General features: G+C 51.1%; 16 protein-coding genes. 8 read left to right on the top strand and 8 right to left on the bottom strand.

Features of this window, described 5'->3' with window-relative positions; all coding sequences use genetic code 11:
* The first annotated feature begins 77 nt into the window (after positions 1-77).
* The 3 genes from HGT70_RS09150 to HGT70_RS09140 all read left to right on the top strand — a co-directional run bounded on the left by HGT70_RS09150 (position 78) and on the right by HGT70_RS09140 (position 4761).
* Entirely contained in the window at positions 78-2477 is a 2400-nt protein-coding gene (locus HGT70_RS09150; protein ID WP_214195653.1) for a membrane-bound PQQ-dependent dehydrogenase, glucose/quinate/shikimate family, read from the top strand.
* 126 nt (positions 2478-2603) lie between these two features.
* Positions 2604-3479: an SDR family oxidoreductase gene (locus HGT70_RS09145; RefSeq protein ID WP_071432357.1), complete on the top strand. Its 876-nt coding sequence runs from the start codon at positions 2604-2606 to the stop codon at positions 3477-3479.
* Between the two features lie 28 nt (positions 3480-3507).
* On the top strand, positions 3508-4761 hold the full coding sequence (locus HGT70_RS09140; protein ID WP_071432355.1) for an AGE family epimerase/isomerase: 1254 nt from the start codon (positions 3508-3510) through the stop codon (positions 4759-4761).
* A gap of 41 nt (positions 4762-4802) precedes the next feature.
* Here the strand turns inward: HGT70_RS09140 and HGT70_RS09135 are convergent, their stop codons facing one another.
* Positions 4803-7055, bottom strand: a complete 2253-nt coding sequence (locus HGT70_RS09135; RefSeq protein ID WP_214195652.1) for a heavy metal translocating P-type ATPase — start codon at positions 7053-7055, stop codon at positions 4803-4805.
* Between the two features lie 139 nt (positions 7056-7194).
* Here HGT70_RS09135 and HGT70_RS09130 point away from each other — a divergent pair, with 139 nt between their 5' ends.
* Positions 7195-7548 (top strand): ArsR/SmtB family transcription factor, encoded by a 354-nt coding sequence (locus HGT70_RS09130; protein WP_071432351.1) that lies wholly within the window; start codon positions 7195-7197, stop codon positions 7546-7548.
* Here the strand turns inward: HGT70_RS09130 and HGT70_RS09125 are convergent.
* The 4 genes from HGT70_RS09125 to dalD all read right to left on the bottom strand — a co-directional run bounded on the left by HGT70_RS09125 (position 7545) and on the right by dalD (position 11319).
* A complete protein-coding gene (locus tag HGT70_RS09125; protein ID WP_071432349.1) occupies positions 7545-8534 on the bottom strand; it encodes a cation diffusion facilitator family transporter in 990 nt (329 codons plus the stop codon). The genes HGT70_RS09130 and HGT70_RS09125 overlap by 4 nt on opposite strands.
* A gap of 80 nt (positions 8535-8614) precedes the next feature.
* Positions 8615-9367, bottom strand: a complete 753-nt coding sequence (locus HGT70_RS09120; RefSeq protein ID WP_071432347.1) for a YoaK family protein — start codon at positions 9365-9367, stop codon at positions 8615-8617.
* A gap of 67 nt (positions 9368-9434) precedes the next feature.
* Complete coding sequence (locus HGT70_RS09115; protein ID WP_157725386.1) at positions 9435-9908, bottom strand: SemiSWEET family sugar transporter; 474 nt, start codon at positions 9906-9908, stop codon at positions 9435-9437.
* A 4-nt stretch (positions 9909-9912) separates the two neighbouring features.
* Entirely contained in the window at positions 9913-11319 is a 1407-nt protein-coding gene (gene dalD / locus HGT70_RS09110) for a D-arabinitol 4-dehydrogenase (RefSeq protein ID WP_241576326.1), read from the bottom strand.
* Positions 11320-11525: 206 nt separating this feature from the next.
* On the opposite strand from dalD, the gene HGT70_RS09105 reads away from it, so the two are divergent.
* The gene (locus HGT70_RS09105; protein ID WP_071432345.1) at positions 11526-12206 is read left to right on the top strand and encodes a YjbE family putative metal transport protein; all 681 of its coding nucleotides are present in this window, start codon (positions 11526-11528) and stop codon (positions 12204-12206) included.
* Positions 12207-12264: 58 nt separating this feature from the next.
* Here the strand turns inward: HGT70_RS09105 and HGT70_RS09100 are convergent, their stop codons facing one another.
* Positions 12265-13140 carry an SDR family oxidoreductase gene (locus HGT70_RS09100; protein WP_214195651.1) on the bottom strand — a complete coding sequence of 292 codons (876 nt, stop codon included), beginning with the start codon at positions 13138-13140 and terminating at the stop codon, positions 12265-12267.
* A 185-nt stretch (positions 13141-13325) separates the two neighbouring features.
* Here HGT70_RS09100 and HGT70_RS09095 point away from each other — a divergent pair, with 185 nt between their 5' ends.
* On the top strand, positions 13326-14966 hold the full coding sequence (locus tag HGT70_RS09095; protein ID WP_214195650.1) for a dihydroxyacetone kinase subunit DhaK: 1641 nt from the start codon (positions 13326-13328) through the stop codon (positions 14964-14966).
* 89 nt (positions 14967-15055) lie between these two features.
* On the opposite strand, the gene HGT70_RS09090 is transcribed toward HGT70_RS09095, so the two are convergent.
* Positions 15056-15193: a hypothetical protein gene (locus HGT70_RS09090; protein ID WP_214195649.1), complete on the bottom strand. Its 138-nt coding sequence runs from the start codon at positions 15191-15193 to the stop codon at positions 15056-15058.
* 275 nt (positions 15194-15468) lie between these two features.
* Here HGT70_RS09090 and HGT70_RS09085 point away from each other — a divergent pair, with 275 nt between their 5' ends.
* Positions 15469-16590: an alkene reductase gene (locus tag HGT70_RS09085; protein WP_241576325.1), complete on the top strand. Its 1122-nt coding sequence runs from the start codon at positions 15469-15471 to the stop codon at positions 16588-16590.
* 13 nt (positions 16591-16603) lie between these two features.
* Complete coding sequence (locus HGT70_RS09080; protein WP_071432336.1) at positions 16604-16918, top strand: ArsR/SmtB family transcription factor; 315 nt, start codon at positions 16604-16606, stop codon at positions 16916-16918.
* A gap of 32 nt (positions 16919-16950) precedes the next feature.
* Here HGT70_RS09080 and HGT70_RS09075 read toward each other — a convergent pair whose 3' ends face one another.
* Positions 16951-17721: a class I SAM-dependent methyltransferase gene (locus HGT70_RS09075; RefSeq protein WP_071432334.1), complete on the bottom strand. Its 771-nt coding sequence runs from the start codon at positions 17719-17721 to the stop codon at positions 16951-16953.
* Positions 17722-17774 lie beyond the last annotated feature (53 nt).

The following is a 17774-nucleotide window of genomic DNA, read 5'->3' as shown; positions in this document are numbered from 1 at the left end:
TATGCGAAAGTTTACATTATTTTAACTTTCTACGCATGCTAGATCGCGTTCACTCACATTTTGCACAGGTCATCGCCATGAAGGGTAAATCGATATTACTAAGGATCGTTTCTGTCTTGCTGCTGCTTACCAGTATCATATTAATTGCTGGTGGGGGGTATTTACTCTCGTTATCGGGCTCTGCCTACTACTTGATAACGGGTATCTTCCTCCTGATAAGTGCCGTTCAACTCTTTCGCCGTAAGTCGTCCGGCGCCATTCTTTTCTATGTGGTCTATATCGCTACCATTTTATGGACCATCCATGAAAGTGGTGCAGATTATTGGGGCTGGGTGCCGCGTTTGTCTCTGCTGACTGTCTTTGGCTTCCTATTAGCCCTCAGCTTACCGGCCCTAACTCGTCAATCTTCGAACAAATTGAGCTTCAGTCTCGCGGGTATTTTTGTCGTAATTTTTGCTGTTGCCTTTGGTATGGCTTTTGTTCCGACACATGTTTTCAATAGTAATGAGTCTCTACCGCAGCAACCCCTGGTAAGTACGCCAACGCCATCGCAAGCAGAACAGCCTGATAGCGATTGGACCTATTATGGTCGCGATGCAGACGCTTCGCGCTTCTCACCGCTAAACCAGATTACGCCTGAGAATGTTGGACAGCTAAAACGTGCGTGGACTTACCGTACGGGTGACCTACCGGCTCCGGGGCAGGTCAACAAATGGGCGGCAGAAAATACGCCGATTAAGGTGGGCGATGCCGTCTATGTGTGTTCTGCACGGAATAACATCATTAAGCTTGATGCGAAAACCGGGAAGAAAATTTGGGAGCACGATACTGGGGTTAAGTATGAGAGCATCCCTTATACCGCAGCATGTAAAGGTGTTACTTACTATACGTCGACCCAAACCCCGGTTGGTCAAGCCTGTCATACACGCCTCATTGTCGGCACATTGGATGAGCGCTTGATTGCCGTGGACAGCGAAACTGGACAATCCTGTCAAGCCTTCGGCGATCATGGACAAACCAATCTCCTGACAGGTTTAGGTTATACCGTTCCTGGTTTCGTTGCAGTAACCGCACCCGTACCAATTATCAACGGTACAATCGTGGTTAACCACGAAGTGCTGGATGGTCAACGTCGCTGGGCGCCTTCAGGCGTCATTCGTGGTTACGATGCAGAAACGGGGCAGTTCAAGTGGGCGTGGGATGTTAACAACCCTAACGATCATCGCGAACCCGCACCAGGTAAAGAATACAGCCGTGGTACGCCAAACTCATGGGCAACCATGGTTGGTGATAACCGTTTAGGTCTTGTCTATGTCCCTACCGGTAACTCTGCGGCGGACTATTACAGTAAATTACGCTCTGCCAACGAGAATAAAGTCTCCTCATCTATTGTCGCGCTAGATGTAAAAACTGGTGATGTGCGTTGGGTCTTCCAGACGGTGCACAAAGACGTATGGGATTACGATCTCGGGTCTCAGCCTACGCTGTTCGACTTCCCAGGTCCGAACGGTACGACTATTCCTGCTATCATCGTCCCAACCAAGCGTGGACAAACCTTCGTTCTTAATCGCGAAACAGGTAAACCTTTAACGCCGGTTGAAGAGAAGCCAGCCCCCGCGGCAGTGGTTAAAGAAGACCCCCGCGCGCCAACCCAACCTTGGTCTGTCGGAATGCCGCGCTTAGGCCTACCAGACCTTAGCGAGCGCAAAATGTGGGGGCTGACTATGTTCGATCAGCTTGCTTGTCGGATTAAATTCCGTAAAGCCAACTACATCGGAGAGTTCACGCCACCAAGCTTGGATAAACCGTGGATCGAGTATCCAGGCTATAACGGCGGTAGCGATTGGGGCAGTGTGGCTTATAATCCGCAAAACGGTGTGTTGATCGCTAACTGGAATAATACCCCTATGTACGACCAGCTGATCACACGTAAAAAAGCCGACAAGCTAGGATTAGAATCTATCGATTCGCCTAAATATAAGCCTGGCGGCGGTGGTGCGGAAGGTAACGGAGCAATGGCTGATACGCCTTATGCTATTCAAGTCTCTCCGTTCTACCTTCATAGCACACAGATGCTGTGTAACGAACCGCCATACGGCATGATCACCGCCATCGATATGCATACTCGCAAAGTGCTATGGCAGCACCCACTGGGTAGCGGCGAGAAAAATGGCCCATTCGGCCTACCAACGCATATGCCGATAAATGTGGGGACACCTAATAACGGTGGTCCGATCATTACCGCGGGAGGCCTGACATTTGTTGCGGCGACGACCGATAACAAAATTCGCGCTTTCGATAACCGTACCGGTAAAGAAGTATGGAGCGATACGCTGCCAGCAGGCGGACAAGCAACACCGATGACCTACTCGGCAGGCGGTAAGCAATACTTAGTGATCATGGCCGGTGGCCACCACTTTATGCGTACCAACGTCGGCGATTACGTTATCGCCTACGCTCTTCCTGATAATCGTTAATTGTTACGGCCCTGCGGGGCCGTTTACATATTGATAAAAACTTTTCATCAATTCATTCAACAAGTGTGATCTTCGTCAACTATAGTTAGTTACCTAAGGCCAATTAATTGACAGCGGAGCTAACAAATGGTTAAGAAAGTTGAAATTCACGCGCAATCACAAAAATTACCGGGTTCTGAAGCGAAATTGTCACCAAAAGCCGAGATGATCCGCGATGATTATCGCGGTAGCGGTAAACTGGCAGGAAAAGTAGCATTAGTGACTGGCGGCGATAGCGGTATCGGTCGTTCTGCCGCACTACACTTCGCTCGCGAAGGTGCTGATGTTGCGATTACCTACTTACCTAACAACGAAGACGAAGCTGCCGATGCTCGTTCCATCAAAGCCCTGATCGAGCAAGAAGGTCAGCAATGCGCCATCTACCCGGTCGATTTACGCCATGCAGAAAATTGCCGTAAATTGATTGCCGATGTTGTCGAAGCGTTCGGTAAACTGAATGTCCTCGTTAACAACGCCGGTACACAATACCCTAACGAAGATTTGACAACGCTTAGCGACGAGCAATGGCTAAACACCTTCGATACCAATATCCATAGCATCTTCTTCTTAACGAAAGCAGCACTCCCGCACCTTAAGGAAGACGATAGCATCATCAATACGACGTCAGTCAACGCTTATATCGGGCCACAAATGCTGATCGATTATACGGCCACGAAAGGTGCTATCGTCAGCTTCACCCGCGCGTTATCTAACCAAATCGCGGGCAAAGGTATTCGTGTTAATGCTGTGGCACCGGGCCCAGTATGGACACCGCTGCAACCAGCGACCTTAGGCGACTACAACCCAGAGCTATTAGAAAACTTTGGCCATGAAACCCCGATGGGACGTGCCGGTCAGCCTTCAGAACTCGGCCCGATCTACGTTTTCCTCGCCAGCCTAGATTCTTCTTATATCAGTGGCCAAGTCATCCACCCGAACGGCGGCACCATGGTGGGCGGCTAATTATTCAGGTTTGCTAAGAGGTGTTGTTATGTTATTTACGCAATTTAGTCAGAGTTGGCTAAGCCAGGAATACCATCATCACTGGCTGGAAGATCAAGGCCGACAGTTATTAGCATTCTATAAGCGCTCACGTTGTGAGCGAGGCGGATTTACCGCCCTCGATGACAAAGGGTATCAGGCGGAAAATAGTCAGCCAGATACGATGGAAACCGCGCGCATGACCCACTGCTTCGCATTAGCCTCCTTACAGGGAGAGCCAGGTGCGGCAGAGCTTGCACAATGGGGTGTCGACTCTCTGCTTGGGGTCTTAAAAGATTCGCAACATGGCGGTTGGCTGAGCACAATTCCTGAAAATGTCCCAGACGAACGTAAAGCTTCGTATTTACATGTGTTCGTTACCCTTGCCGGATGTAGCGCGAGCCTAGCGGGGATCCCGCGAGCGGAAGACCTTTACCAGCAAGCGGTACAGACACTCGAAACCTATTTCTGGTTAGCCGATGAAGAGGCGCTGTGCGAGACCTACACCCGTGATTGGCAGGACCGAGAAGCCTATCGTGGCGGAAACAGCAATATGCACTGTACCGAGCTGTTTTTGCAATTGGCGGACTACACGGAGAATCCGATTTGGCGTGCTCGGGCCTTGGCTATCGTCGACAAGGTTATTCATCAACATGCCCCAGCCAATAACTACTTCTTGGCGGAGCATTTTCATGAAGATTGGCAAGAGTGGCACGATTACAACAAAGATAAACCGACCGATAGCTTCCATCCCTATGGCGTCACGCCGGGACATGCCTGTGAATGGGCACGATTGCTGTTGCATCTTGAGGCCGCTTTGCAAGCTGCAGGGGAACCGGTTCCAGAGTGGCTACTTGCCGATGCCAAAGGGTTATTCCATGCGGGAACAGAATTTGGCTGGCATGTGGATGGCTCTCCGGGAATTGTCTATACCCATGATTGGGAAGGTAAACCGGTCACGCATAGCCGTATCCACTGGACGATAGCGGAAAGCTGCGCGACGGCGGCAAGTTTGTTAAAACGTACCGGTGAAACCCAGTACGAACAGTGGTACCGCCGTTTATGGGATTATATCGGCTGCTACCTGATTGATACGCAGAACGGCAGTTGGTGGCATGAGCTAGACGCTAAGCAGCATCCCTCGACGGTGGTGTGGGAGGGGAAACCCGACTTATATCACGCTTGGCAGCTGACGCAGATCTCACGTTTACCCCTGACGCCAATGATAGGCTTGTCCATTAAGCAAGGTCATCATCAGCAATAAGATAAATAGCCCTGAACCGTTTAACGCTTCAGGGCTTTTTTTCAGTGGGAAAACGTCGTCCGTGTTAAGCGTAAGGCATTACCCAGTACAAATACGCTAGAAAGCGCCATCGCTCCCGCGGCAAGTATCGGCGATAGCTGAATACCGAAGTGGGGATAGAGCGCACCGGCCGCGACCGGAATCAACACCAAGTTGTAGATAAAGGCCCAGAATAGATTTTGATGAATATTGGTCATCGTCACCCGCGATAAATGTAAGGCATTCAAAATATTCGTTAGCTCCCCTGACATCAACACCACGTCTGCCGATTCCATGGCGATATCCGTTCCACTCCCCAACGCTACGCCGACCTCGGCCGCCGCCAGCGCAGGCGCATCGTTAATCCCATCGCCAATAAACGCGACGCGCTGAGCATCATGCTGCCATGCCGTGATAGCGGCTACTTTGCCTTGTGGTTTGACCTCCGCGATGACCTCGTCAATCCCAAGTTGTTTCGCTACAGCCTGTGCGGTCAGCCGGTTATCGCCGGTCAGCATAGCGACCCGAATACTCTGGCTCTGTAGATGTTGAACGACCGCCCGACTAGAGGGCTTTATAGGGTCAGCGACGGCGAGAAGCCCGGCCAATCGCTGGTTTATCGCCACATAGAAGGGGCTTTTACCCTGCTCGGCATACTGTGCGGCTTGCGCATCTAAGGCCGAACAATTGACCTTGAGCGCCTCCATATAGCGCCGGGCACCCACATGCACGATACGGTTATCGACAGTTGCCGTAACACCCATCCCGCTTTCGGTCATAAAATCGCTACTCGCTAGCTTTTCGAGGTGTTGCGCCTGTGCGGCCTCAACCACTGCGCGCGCAAGCGGATGCTCCGAATAGCCTTCGACAGCGGCGGCGTAGGTGAGAAGTTGCTGAACGGAAAATCCCTCAGCCGGTTGCAGGTCGGTTAATGTTGGGCGCCCCACGGTAAGAGTACCCGTCTTATCGAAGGCTACCAATGTGCAATCGCGCAGTTGTTGTAAGGCTCGGCCTTGCCGGAACAATATCCCTTTCTCTGCGGCTCGGCCTGTGGCGACCATGATAGATGTGGGGGTGGCAAGCCCCATGGCGCAAGGACAGGCGATAATCAACACCGCAACAGCGTTGACGAGTGCGAGGCTAATCCCGCCTTGCGAAGCGAGAAACCACCCTCCTACGAAGGTCACAACGGCGACGGCTAATACTACCGGTACAAACCAGCGAGTAATTTTATCGACGAGGCCTTGGATCGGTAATTTCGCCGCCTGAGCCTGCTCGACTGCCTGTACAATCTGTGCCAATACAGTCTGTTCGCCGATGGCAGTCACGCTAAAGCGTAAGTAGCCCTGTTGATTAAGCGTCCCTCCCGTCAGCATATCGCCCGGCTGTTTACTTACCGCCAGCGGCTCGCCCGTGATCATCGATTCTTCGACATGGCTATTGCCGACAACGACTTCACCATCGATAGGGATCTTTTCGCCAGGCCTCACCTCGACGATATCGCCAACACGTAAACTCTCGGTGGCAACCTCCTCACTCTGGTCATTCTCCCAACGGCGGGCAACGTTTGGCTGTAGCTGTAATAAACGCTGCATCGCCTGCGAGGTTTTTCCCTTGGCACGCGCTTCAAGCAGGCGTCCAATCAAGACTAAGCAGACGATCGTCGCGGCGGCTTCGAAGTAGACGTGTACACTCTGCGTCGGTAACCAGCGTGGCACGAAGGTCGCGCAGATCGAGTATCCCCATGCCGCGAGAGTCCCTATCGCGACTAACGAGTTCATATCCGGTGCACGATGCCACAGGGCAGGGAGGCCGAGGCGGTAAAATTGGCGGCCGGGGCCAATTAGGACGAGGGTGGCAAGAAGCGCCTCGGTAATCCAACGTATCTGTACGGGGAGCCGTGTATCGATCCATATTTCAAGCGTATGGCTAAGATGCATGGCCATTTCAATACAAAAAATAGGCAGCGTCAGTGCTAGCGCTATCGCAACGTTACGCTTGAGAGTTTGATACTTCTGCAGCTTTTTTTGTTGTTGTTCAGCACGGACATGGGCGGCATCTACCCAGACTTTAGTAGGATAACCGGCGGCGGTGACTGCTTGCGCCAAATTCTCACCGTCGATATCACCTGTCACCGTCGCTCGTTCGGTGGCCAAGTTAACGCTAGCGTGTTCGACGCCGGGCTGGGCCGCTAAAATACGCTCGACGCGTCCGACACAACTTGCGCAGGACATGCCTTCTACAGCAAGCTGGAGGGTAGGGGAAGGGCTAGACATGATAGACTCCTAATATTTTATTAACCCTAGCCTACAGCTTCCCGCAAGGGAAAGGTCAAGCATGAGGAAAGACTGGACGCACTTTATTATCTACGCTGTAATAATAGGTATTCAGTCAGCACCCGGTTGGGAATAAAATATGTGTAGTGATCCTTGTAGCGAGGCGCAGGACGCCAAAAACTCGCCGCTACCCGTCTTAAGTAGCCAAGATATTGCGCAACTGGCAGACACCTTCAAGTTACTGGGCGATCCTTCACGCCTGCGGATCCTCTTGCAATGCTTGACGCACCCTGCGGCGGTGAATGATATCGCGGAAGCTTTACAACTCTCACAATCTCTAGTCAGTCACCACTTACGCTTGCTCAAAGCGGCTCGTTTGGTGATTGGTGAACGACATGCCCGCCATATTTATTACCGAGTGGCTGACAAACATGTCAGCCACGTATTGTTAGATATGGCGGTTCACCTTACCGAAGAGCAGGGTGAAGATTAGTGTGAGTGGGAGTGCGGCGCTGCGTGACAGTCGCTCTCGGCGGCCAACTCATTCAACACACAGCCTGCCGAGGTATCGTTATCGGCCCAATCGATAGCGATCGTACTGTGGGCGATGGAGAACGATGTCTTCAACTCTTGCTCAACCGCCCGCACCACCCGTTTCACTTGTCTATCATCCTCTGCTCGAATGTGTAAGGTCGCTAAGGTTACGCCGCTACTGATCTGCCAAACATGAATGTGAGAGACCTCCTGCAACCCGGTAATATGCTCAAGCAAATGTGCACGGATCTTAGAGGGCACCGCTTCATCGGGCGCACCTTCTAATAAAATATGCGAAGTTTTACGAATTAGCGTCCAAGCACCGCGTAAAATCAAGAGTGCAACTACGACCGAAAGGATGGGGTCGATAGGAGCCCAACCTGTTAAGGCGATAACGACTGCGGCGACAATAGCGGCGACGGAGCCGAGTAAATCCCCCATCACGTGTAAGATCACGCCCTTAATATTGACGTTTTCCGTCTCTCCACGCGTCATAATCCACAACACGATAAAATTAACGAGCAGCCCAGCACTGGCAACGATTAACATCGGCCCTGGCATGACCGTAGCCGGTGCCGACAGACGTTGCCATGCCTCATAAATAATAAAGAGGGCGATCAGAAATAGGGTTAATGCATTAAATAAACTGGCCAAGACCTCGAAGCGAATATAACCAAAGGTTAGGCGGTTATTCGGCTGGCGCGAACTAAAATAGAACGCCGCCCATGCAAGGGCTAAGGCGAAAGCATCGGTTAGCATATGCCCGGCATCCGCCATTAAGGCTAGCGAACCGGCGTAGATGCCCCCCACGAATTCGACGATCATAAAGGTGAAGATCAGTACAAACGAGATCAGTACTTTTTTCTGATTGGCCTGGTTGACCTGAGGAACATGAGAATGGTCGTGATGGTGGTCGTGCTCACCATGATGAGAGTGGGATGACATCACTGCCTCGCTATCGTTAATAAATGAATATATGAACATATATTAATATATAGCGAGGCGTAGAGAAAGATTTATTCACGTTATCTTTGCGCAGGATGACCTTGCAGGACTTTACTACGTTTGCGGAACAGCACACGCAGCAGCGTGAGTAAGGAGACCGCCAGTAGAATAGAGCCGGCTAGGATAAAGGCGTTCATTCCTAACCACTCATAGCCGAGGATACCGATGAGTCCGCCAATGAAAAAAGAAATCAGAGAAGTAAAATAAACGCTTAATAAATAGCGAAATTGCTTTAATTGGGCCGGCGGGTGGCGTAATACCGGATGAAGCAGTAGATTCGCAAGCACGATACCGGCATCGGTGAGGGTACCGGTTATATGCGTCGTGCGGACCTTACCTTGCGACAACTGGGTAGAGGTCGCGTTATGCGCGCCTAGAAGAAAACTGAGCCCAAACAGGTAGTAGCCCTGTTGTAGATTTTGTGGATACCAGAAACCGGCGACCACTGGCGCGATGAGTAGGATACCTTCGATCAACAGAATGTGCGCATAGATAGTACGCAAATTAACCTTTTTCGCTAAGGATACGGCGACCCGCGACGTGAAGGCCCCGCAGAGAAAAGAGGTGAGCAGCAAGATAAGCGGGACCATCTCCAGCTTGTCCCACTGTAAGAGTTCTTGAGAGAGTTGCGTCGCGTTGCCTGTCATGTTGGAGGGGAAAAGCCCAAATGCCCCCAAGGCAAGGACGTTAAGCATCCCTGCACAACCAGCCAGCGCGACTGCAAGCTGACGGTCTTCGTTACCCGTACGGCCTGATTTTCTATCTATAAGCATAAGTTTACCTTCCCCAACAAAGTTGGCACTTCAAAAAGACCGAATTCGTAATAAGGAAGGCACCTATTTATTCAGTAAGTTCAGCGCTGGCCTGCGTTTTCTTACTTTTCTTAGTCGCGCGTGCGTCACGAGTTCGCTGCAACGGTCGTAGGCTACGTATTCGTGGTCTTAATACAACACCAGGCATACGACGAATGCGTCGCCCTCGCTTTAGAAGCCGCGGTCGCTCATGCCACAACTTCAGACCGATTACCGTGATCGCGAGTAAGGCGGTGATACCATTCGCCATCATTACCGGGATATCGTGGACCCGAAATCCATAGCCGGTCCAGCAAGCGACGCCGAAAAATAGCGCTGCCCACATGCCTAAAGAGAGCGCCTTGGTCTCTTTATTTTTTACAATGTGTAGGACTTGTAGACAAAACGATCCGGTCGTGACCCAGGCGGCTAACGTCCCCAGCCAGACAGGCCAGGGGGTGAGTAGGGCGATGGATAGCAACGCTAGGATGATAGTCAGCGCAACAACGATAATATTTTTCATGCGGTTAGTCGGTTCTCGCGAGTATTTTTTTAACGTTATCCACCGCACTACGTAAGTCTTCGGTGAACGTCGGATGTTCGGCCAAGCACCCCATCAGCGCGGGCGATTGTGCAAAAGCCTGTAGGCTATCTTCACTCGCGTAAATGGCGTCGAAAGGTACGCTATCAATCGCTCTATCTTGATACTCAAAAGGGAGACTCCCCGCCGCACGGCGCTGCATAAAGAGATACCACAGGGCGACTAACACGAGCGTCGCCTTGGGTACGTCACCCTGCTGATAACGGGTTTTGAGCGTCGGCAAAATAAACTGCTGTAATTTGGCAATACTGTCAGAGGAAACCCGCTGATTGGTATCACGCACCTTGGCATTACTAAAGCGGTGTAGGGTGGTCGTACAATAAGCATTAAGATCGATTGAACCTGCCGGTAGTGCCGCGACGACATCTTCGGCGACGTAATCTTGGATCCACTGGCGCACCTGTGGGGTGAGGCTCTCATCGATAGATTGCGCCCCAAGCAGAGCGCCCGCCCATGCAATACCGCTATGGCTGGCATTCAGCACGCGGATCTTGGCCTCTTCAAACGGGATCACATCCTCGACGAACTCGACACCGACACGCTCTAGTGCTGGGCGACCGGCAATAAAATCATCTTCAATCACCCACTGCGAGAATGCTTCACAGGCGACAGGAACTTGGTCGTTGACGATCCCTTGCTCTTTTAGGCGCTGTAGTAGGGCATCATCACTCTTTGGCGTGATACGGTCGACCATGCTGTTAGGGGTACTGATCGCCGTTTCACACCATGCCGCCAGGGCTTTATCACCGAGCGCGGCAATATACTCATTCAGGCCTGCACGTAAGCACTCGCCATTATGACGTAGATTATCGCAGTTCAGTAAGGTTACCGGACCCGCTTGTGTCGCAAGCCGTTGGCGCAGTATCGCGACTAAGGCGCCATAAACCGTTACGATATTGCTGGGTTCAGCCAGCTCTTGGGCAACGATTGGATGATCAAGATCGAGATGTCCCTTATCGGTCAAGAAGTAGCCGCCTTCTGTAACGGTAAAAGAGATAATCTTGGTATCTGGGGCCGCGCCGACGGCAATCAGTTGCTTGAGTTCAGCATCCCAAGGGATAACGCGCTTGATAGCGGTGATGGTTTGGTAATCGATATCGCCTTCTGGACTAATCACTTCCAGAGTGTAGACGCCTTGCTGCTGACCCAGCTTATCAAGAGTAGCTTGGCTTGCGCTGTTGCGGATATTACCAAGGGCTAACGACCAGCGGGTATCGCCGAGTTGATGGAGTTGATTGAGATACCAACCCTGGTGGGCGCGATGGAAAGCGCCGGCTCCTAGATGCAGCCATGAAGTATGAGTATCTGGTGTAATTGCTGTTGTGTTTTGCAAAGGGCATCCTCAGTCGTAATCGACATGTGTTACGTTAGAATGTTACTGGTAACCTTAGCACAAATAGTCAAAAAACAAAGTTTAGGCCTATAATAAGTAATCAAATGTGGAACGGGCGATAACTAAGTCTTTACTTTGTAACAAAGTTTGATAAACAGTAGCCCTAACGTACATAGAGTCAGATTAGGCATTACTTCGAGGATATTATGGGTGAAATTTTCCAGCACTGGGATTGGGTCGCTATCCTAGCGCAAATTCTGTTAATCGACCTGCTGTTGGGGGGAGATAATGCCGTTGTTATCGCCATGGCCTGTCGTGGCTTACCCGATAACTTACGGCGTAAAGCCATTATCATCGGCACCGTTGGGGCTATCGTGGCGCGGATTGTGCTATTGGTAGTGGCCGTATACCTATTGACCCTTCCTGGCTTGAAACTTGTTGGGGGTCTATTGCTGCTCTGGATCGGCTATAAATTAGTCTCGGGCGAAGATGAGGGCGATGAGCACGGTAAGACCTCTTCAAGCCTATGGAAAACAGCGCTGACGATCACTATCGCCGATGTCATCATGTCGCTGGATAACGTTCTTGCGGTCGCGGCGGCGGGTCGTGGCCATCTCGTCATCGTTGCAGTAGGCGTGTTATTAAGTATTCCTATTATCGTTGCGGGTAGCCGTCTGGTATTGAGTTTACTCGATCGTTGGCCGGTAATAATTCTGGCTGGTGGGGCGCTAATCGGATGGATTGCGGGAAGTATGCTACTGACCGACCCTCTGCTTCATCCGTATCTGGCAGGTGAAAATCTGGCCTTTTACGAACACTGTGCTGGAGCGATTTGTGCCGTGTTAATTCTTCTTATCGGTTGGATGAAGACCCGTAAAACCAATTAAGGTAGGGTGATCGGTGAATCGTTCTCGATTCACCGATATACTCGAAGTGCGGACTTGCTTACGCGGTGCCCGTACCCCCGTCAGAACACCAAACTTGGCCTGAAGAGAAAGAGCTCTCATCGGAAGCCAACGTCACGTATAACGGTGCGATTTCTACCGGCTGCCCTGGGCGTGCTAACGGAGCCTCTTCACCGAATTGCGCCACCTTATCTTGCGGCTGTCCGCCACAGACTTGTAACGCCGTCCAATAAGGACCCGGTGCGACCGCATTGACGCGGATCCCTTTTGGTCCTAACTGTTTTGCCAATGCCTTGGTAAAGGCAACATTACAGGCTTTAGTTTGTGCGTAGTCCAGTAGGATATCGCTAGGTTTAAACGCTTGTACCGAAGAGGTATTGATGATTACCGCGCCTTCACCCAAATGTGCCACGGCGGCGCGAGTGATCCAGAACGGAGCATAAACGTTAGTTTTGAACGTCGCGTCGAAGGACTCGGTAGTGAGTTCGCTAATGCTTTCGCAGAACTGTTGGCGGCCGGCATTGTTCACTAAGATGCTTAACCCACCGAGTTCACTTACCGCCTTCTCGACAAGTTGCTGACAAAAAGCTTCATCGGTGATATCACCAGGGATAGCAATAGCTTTGCGGCCTTCGGCTTTAATCAGCGTAATGACTTCTTGTGCATCGCTCTCTTCTGCAGGCAGATAGTTAATTGCCACATCAGCACCTTCACGCGCATAGGCAATCGCCACGGCACGGCCGATACCGGAATCACCCCCAGTGATCAACGCTTTTTTCCCGGCCAAGCGACCATGACCTTGATAACTTTTCTCTCCATGGTCCGGCAATGGATGCATTGCAGAGGCTAACCCAGGAAACTGCTGGGGCTGCTTGTCAAACGGCGGGCGTGGAAAACGTGTTTTCTCTGTCGACATCATTGACTCCATTAAATGTGAAAATGAGTTGTGTCACTTAAGGGTAGTCATAATCGAGAATAATGCTGTGCAGCGATCCAAATTAATTTTGTGACTTAGATCACCTTAAGGATCGGGAAAAGCCACGATTCTCCATTTTATGTCCACACTTAATGAGCGCAACCACCACTTTCAAGGAGCCCCCGGTGAGCCACTTTTTCTTTGATAAAAAAGCAACAATCGTTGATCAAGCAATAGAAGGTATCATTCGCACTTCTCCCCATCAAAACCTCGCTCGATTGAAGACGGACAACAGTCTGCGCATCGTGGTGCGGCAAGATTGGGATAAGTCAAAAGTGGCGATTATCTCGGGCGGAGGATCGGGGCATGAGCCGATGCACGTCGGCTTTGTGGGACAAGGAATGCTAACCGCGGCAGTCTGCGGTGATATTTTCGCCTCTCCAGGCGTGGAGGCGATTTTAACGGCGATCATTACCGTTACGGGGGAGGCTGGATGCTTACTCGTTGTGAAAAACTATACGGGTGACCGACTGAATTTTGGTCTGGCTGCAGAAAAAGCGCGAGCACTGGGGTATCGCGTTGAAATGCTTCTCGTTAAAGACGATATTTCGTTGCCCGATAATCCACAGCCGCGTGGCCTCGCGGGCACTATCCTCGCGCACAAAATAGCCGGTTACCACGCAGAACAAGGCGCAGCCTTAGAAGACATCGTCAAGAACACGCAACAGCTGCTCAACAACGTTGCGACCATTGGCGTTGCGCTTTCCGCCTGTCACCTCCCCGACAGCGATGAGTCGGAAGGTATCGCGAAAGGCAAGAGCGAGCTAGGCATGGGGATCCACGGCGAGCATGGCGTCGCCACCCTCGATACGCAAAATAGTCGCGAGATCGCTAAGCAGCTGACTGAGAAATTACTGAGTCATATTGGCGAGGAAGATAACTTACTGCTGATGGTGAACAACCTAGGTGGGCTATCAGTGCTTGAGCTGACGCTTGCTACGCAGGAAATTTTACAGACTCCGCTTGCTGACCGCATCAGTTTTATCCAAGGGCCAGGCACCTTGGTAAGTGCACTAGACATGAAAGGGCTATCTTTAACGGTACTCCCTCTCAACGACCAGCTGCTCTCCGCGCTCAACGCGCCGGTTAGTGTTACAGGCTGGCTACCAATAAGTGCTTACCAATCCATGCAGTGGCAAGCCGCCGAAACGCTACCCGACGTTGAGCTAGCCAAACCCTCTGACAACGACTCCGTTGCCAACATCATAAAGAGCGCCTGCCAAGCGCTTATTGATAACGAAGACGCATTGAATAAACTCGATAGCCAAGTGGGTGACGGCGACACCGGCTCGACGCTTGCCACTGGTGCGCATTACGTCCTGACTGCATTACAAGATAAAAAACTGCCATTGAATGAGCCTGAAGCATTATTACAGTGGTTGGGTGAGAAGATCACGACGCCAATGGGGGGATCCGGCGGTGTTTTACTTTCGTTGCTCTTTAGCGCAGCGGCAGCCTCTTACTCAGAATCGAAGAACTTAGGCGACAGCTTGCTAGCTGGGCTACAAAAAATGAAGGACTACGGCGGAGCCGAGCAGGGCGACCGTACGATGATCGACGCGCTGCAACCGGCTTTCGAAGCCCTTGCCGCAGGCAAAGCGTGGGCAGAGGTGAGTAAAGCTGCGACCGCAGGAGCCGAATCGACGAAGGAGATGGAGCAAGCTAAAGCAGGTCGTTCCTCGTACTTAAACGCGGAAAGCTTGAAGGGCCATATGGATCCAGGCGCGTGTGCAGTCAGTAAAGTGTTCGAGCAGATTACGCTCTAACAATTAAAATAATTGATTGTTATGAGGGGCGATTGTCGGTCTTCGTAACCAATAAGGGGAGAGTGGATTTTACCACTCTCCCCTTATTATTAGACATCAAGGTGTGGGAACTGATCCCCTAGACCTAAGTAAGCATGGACTGCACAATAACCCAAAAAAGCTAAAACGAGGGCAAAAATAGCAATGGAACCGATTTCAAATGCGAGCGTAAAATGGCGTTTAGTCATAATGTCTCTCCTATACCCAACAGTCGTTACCCTTCTACAGTAGCGAAACTCGCGCAGGAAACAAGTCTACTTTACACTCAGTAATACAATAAGAAACTTAGTCATAAAATAAACTAATTTAATTAACATCCGTTACCATTATTTAAAATAATCATTCTACTACAGCCTTCTGTACTCATCGGGTTCAGATAAAAGAGAGGGAAGAGTAAACTATATATTTACATATTTAAATGTATAAATATAATGGCCGGAAATTTACTTGCTATGAGGCAATTATGACCACTACTCTTTTTAGTCCTTTAACGCTGGGTTCTCTTACCTTACGTAACCGTATTGCGCTTCCCCCTCTTACTCGCTGTCGTAGCTCACAACCTGGCAATGTCCCCAACGAGATGATGCGTGACTATTACGTACAGCGCGCGAGCGCGGGCTTTATGGTGACCGAAGGAACGCAGATTGAGCCGCGCGGGCAAGGCTATGCGTGGACGCCAGGGATTCATAGCGCAGAGCAAATCGCAGGTTGGCAAACCATTACGCAAGCCGTTAAGGCGCAAGGTGGCACGATTTTCTGCCAACTATGGCATGTCGGGCGGGTCTCTCATACTGCATTGCAGCCGGATCAGCAAGCGCCGGTCGCGCCCTCCGCCTTAGCCGCGACCAATGTCCGAGTGTTTATCGAAACCGGGCCGGGCGAAGGAGAGTTAGTAGCACCGAGTACACCGCGGGCGTTGACCACACAAGAAGTCCAGCAAGTCGTCGAGTACTATCGACTCGCCGCCATCAATGCGCGGCAGGCAGGGTTCGATGGGATTGAATTACATGCCGCCAATGGGTACCTGATTAACCAGTTTATTTCTGCGCACACGAATCACCGTACCGACCAATATGGCGGTTCGCTAACGAATCGATTACGTTTTTTAAAAGAGGTGGTCGAGGCGGTCTCGACGGTCTTCGATAGCGAGCGTATTGGCGTGCGCTTCTCACCGTTATTTTCTACCACTGAAGAAGATCGCGTCTATTTGGGTATCGTTGAAGCGGATCCGGCCGAAATCTATTTGGCTGCGGCCAAGATGCTCAACGAGCTCAACATTGGCTATCTCTCGATAGCGGAAGCAGACTGGGATAACAGCCCGGCACTACCGGAAAGTTTTCGAGATGCGCTACGCGCAACCTTCAGCGCGGTTATTATGCTGGCGGGCCGTTATGACCAAGCGAAAGCGGAGGAAGCGTTAACTCGAGGCTGGGGAGATCTTGTTGGGTTTGGGCGTACCTTTATCGCCAACCCCGATCTACCGCTTAGGTTTGCCCAGCAGAAAGCGCTCAATGCGGTAGAGCTAACTTCTTTGTATGGTGGCTCAGCGAAAGGGTATACTGACTATCCTACCATCGATAACTAAATGATGAGCGCCGATGCTTGCTGAAAATACGATGAAACTGCTCGCTAATCCACTGCGTATTGCCATTCTGACATGGCTAAAGCAGCCGGATGTGGCTTTTGCTAACTATCACCAACTCTATCCCTACGAACAATATGGGGTCTGTGCCAGCCTGATCCAGGATAAGGCTGAATTATCGCAGCCTGCGATTTCGTTGTGTTTGAAATCGTTGAGTGAGCTGGGAGTCATTGAGGCACAGAAAGTGGGTAAATGGACTTACTATCGGCGTAATGAGGTGAAAATTCAGGAAATTGTCGAGAGTATTACTCAGCAGTTACATCAGCTCTAATGCTCGCCGTCGTGAGACGGCGAGTGGCCAAATTAGTACGGACGCTGTGCCGCGAACATCAGCGTATCGGTTTGGAACGATCCGTCCTCTTGTAATTGGAAATAGTCCTGCACCTGCCCAGAAATCGCCTGCTGTAAGGCGCGAATCGCGGCGACTGTTGATGCTGGGGTTTTCATCCGCGTGACCCATTGCTGGAAATCTAACGCTAACCGACCAGAGATCAGCTGTTCGATACGAAAGCCACTCTCTGTCGCCATTTGCAGCCACTCGCCAGGGGAGTAGTCTCTTACGTGCGAGGGATCGCGTAATACCTCAATGCTCTGTAACCAGATATCGAATAACGGTGATCCCGGTGAGGCGATATCCATGATAATGATGCGACCCCCCGGCTTTACAACGCGGTAAGCCTCACGCAGTGCCTGTGGGACATCTTGCCAGTGATGGGCAGAATAGCGACTTATCACGATATCAAACTGCTGATCGGCGAAGGGAAGTACCTCGGCCACGCCTTGTCGACAATCGATATTTTTTAAGGTTCGTGCCTCTGCCGCCTGCTGGACAACGGCTAACATCTCTTCCGATAAGTCATAAGCAGTGACGTGCTCGACTAATGGTGCCGCCATAAAACTTGCGTGACCGGCACCACAGCCGATATCGAGTATGCTAGCGTTGCGATGAGGCGTTAACCACTCGGCAAGACGCTGCAGGTCTTCTCCTGCGGCATGAACGGTGCTGGTTAAATAAGCATTAGCTTGTGGGCTAAATTGCTCACTAATTTTCTGTGCATGGCGTGTACGAGTCATCGATTACCCTTAGTGATTGTCTGGTTGTTGACACCACGCTACCCTTCAGATTA

It is taken from the genome of Rosenbergiella collisarenosi (genome assembly GCF_018494085.1).
GTDB classification, from domain to species: Bacteria; Pseudomonadota; Gammaproteobacteria; order Enterobacterales; family Enterobacteriaceae; genus Rosenbergiella; species Rosenbergiella collisarenosi.
This window is presented reverse-complemented; position numbering and strand designations above follow the sequence as displayed.

What these genes read in the sequence shown, in the direction of transcription:
- HGT70_RS09150 (WP_214195653.1), top strand. Translation starts at nt 78, where the DNA reads ATGAAGGGTAAATCGATATTACTAAGGATCGTTTCTGTCTTGCTGCTG.
- HGT70_RS09145 (WP_071432357.1), top strand. Translation starts at nt 2,604, where the DNA reads ATGGTTAAGAAAGTTGAAATTCACGCGCAATCACAAAAATTACCGGGT.
- HGT70_RS09140 (WP_071432355.1), top strand. Translation starts at nt 3,508, where the DNA reads ATGTTATTTACGCAATTTAGTCAGAGTTGGCTAAGCCAGGAATACCAT.
- HGT70_RS09135 (WP_214195652.1), bottom strand. Translation starts at nt 7,055, where the DNA reads ATGTCTAGCCCTTCCCCTACCCTCCAGCTTGCTGTAGAAGGCATGTCC.
- HGT70_RS09130 (WP_071432351.1), top strand. Translation starts at nt 7,195, where the DNA reads ATGTGTAGTGATCCTTGTAGCGAGGCGCAGGACGCCAAAAACTCGCCG.
- HGT70_RS09125 (WP_071432349.1), bottom strand. Translation starts at nt 8,534, where the DNA reads ATGTCATCCCACTCTCATCATGGTGAGCACGACCACCATCACGACCAT.
- HGT70_RS09120 (WP_071432347.1), bottom strand. Translation starts at nt 9,367, where the DNA reads ATGCTTATAGATAGAAAATCAGGCCGTACGGGTAACGAAGACCGTCAG.
- HGT70_RS09115 (WP_157725386.1), bottom strand. Translation starts at nt 9,908, where the DNA reads ATGAAAAATATTATCGTTGTTGCGCTGACTATCATCCTAGCGTTGCTA.
- HGT70_RS09105 (WP_071432345.1), top strand. Translation starts at nt 11,526, where the DNA reads ATGGGTGAAATTTTCCAGCACTGGGATTGGGTCGCTATCCTAGCGCAA.
- HGT70_RS09100 (WP_214195651.1), bottom strand. Translation starts at nt 13,140, where the DNA reads ATGTCGACAGAGAAAACACGTTTTCCACGCCCGCCGTTTGACAAGCAG.
- HGT70_RS09090 (WP_214195649.1), bottom strand. Translation starts at nt 15,193, where the DNA reads ATGACTAAACGCCATTTTACGCTCGCATTTGAAATCGGTTCCATTGCT.
- HGT70_RS09085 (WP_241576325.1), top strand. Translation starts at nt 15,469, where the DNA reads ATGACCACTACTCTTTTTAGTCCTTTAACGCTGGGTTCTCTTACCTTA.
- HGT70_RS09080 (WP_071432336.1), top strand. Translation starts at nt 16,604, where the DNA reads ATGCTTGCTGAAAATACGATGAAACTGCTCGCTAATCCACTGCGTATT.
- HGT70_RS09075 (WP_071432334.1), bottom strand. Translation starts at nt 17,721, where the DNA reads ATGACTCGTACACGCCATGCACAGAAAATTAGTGAGCAATTTAGCCCA.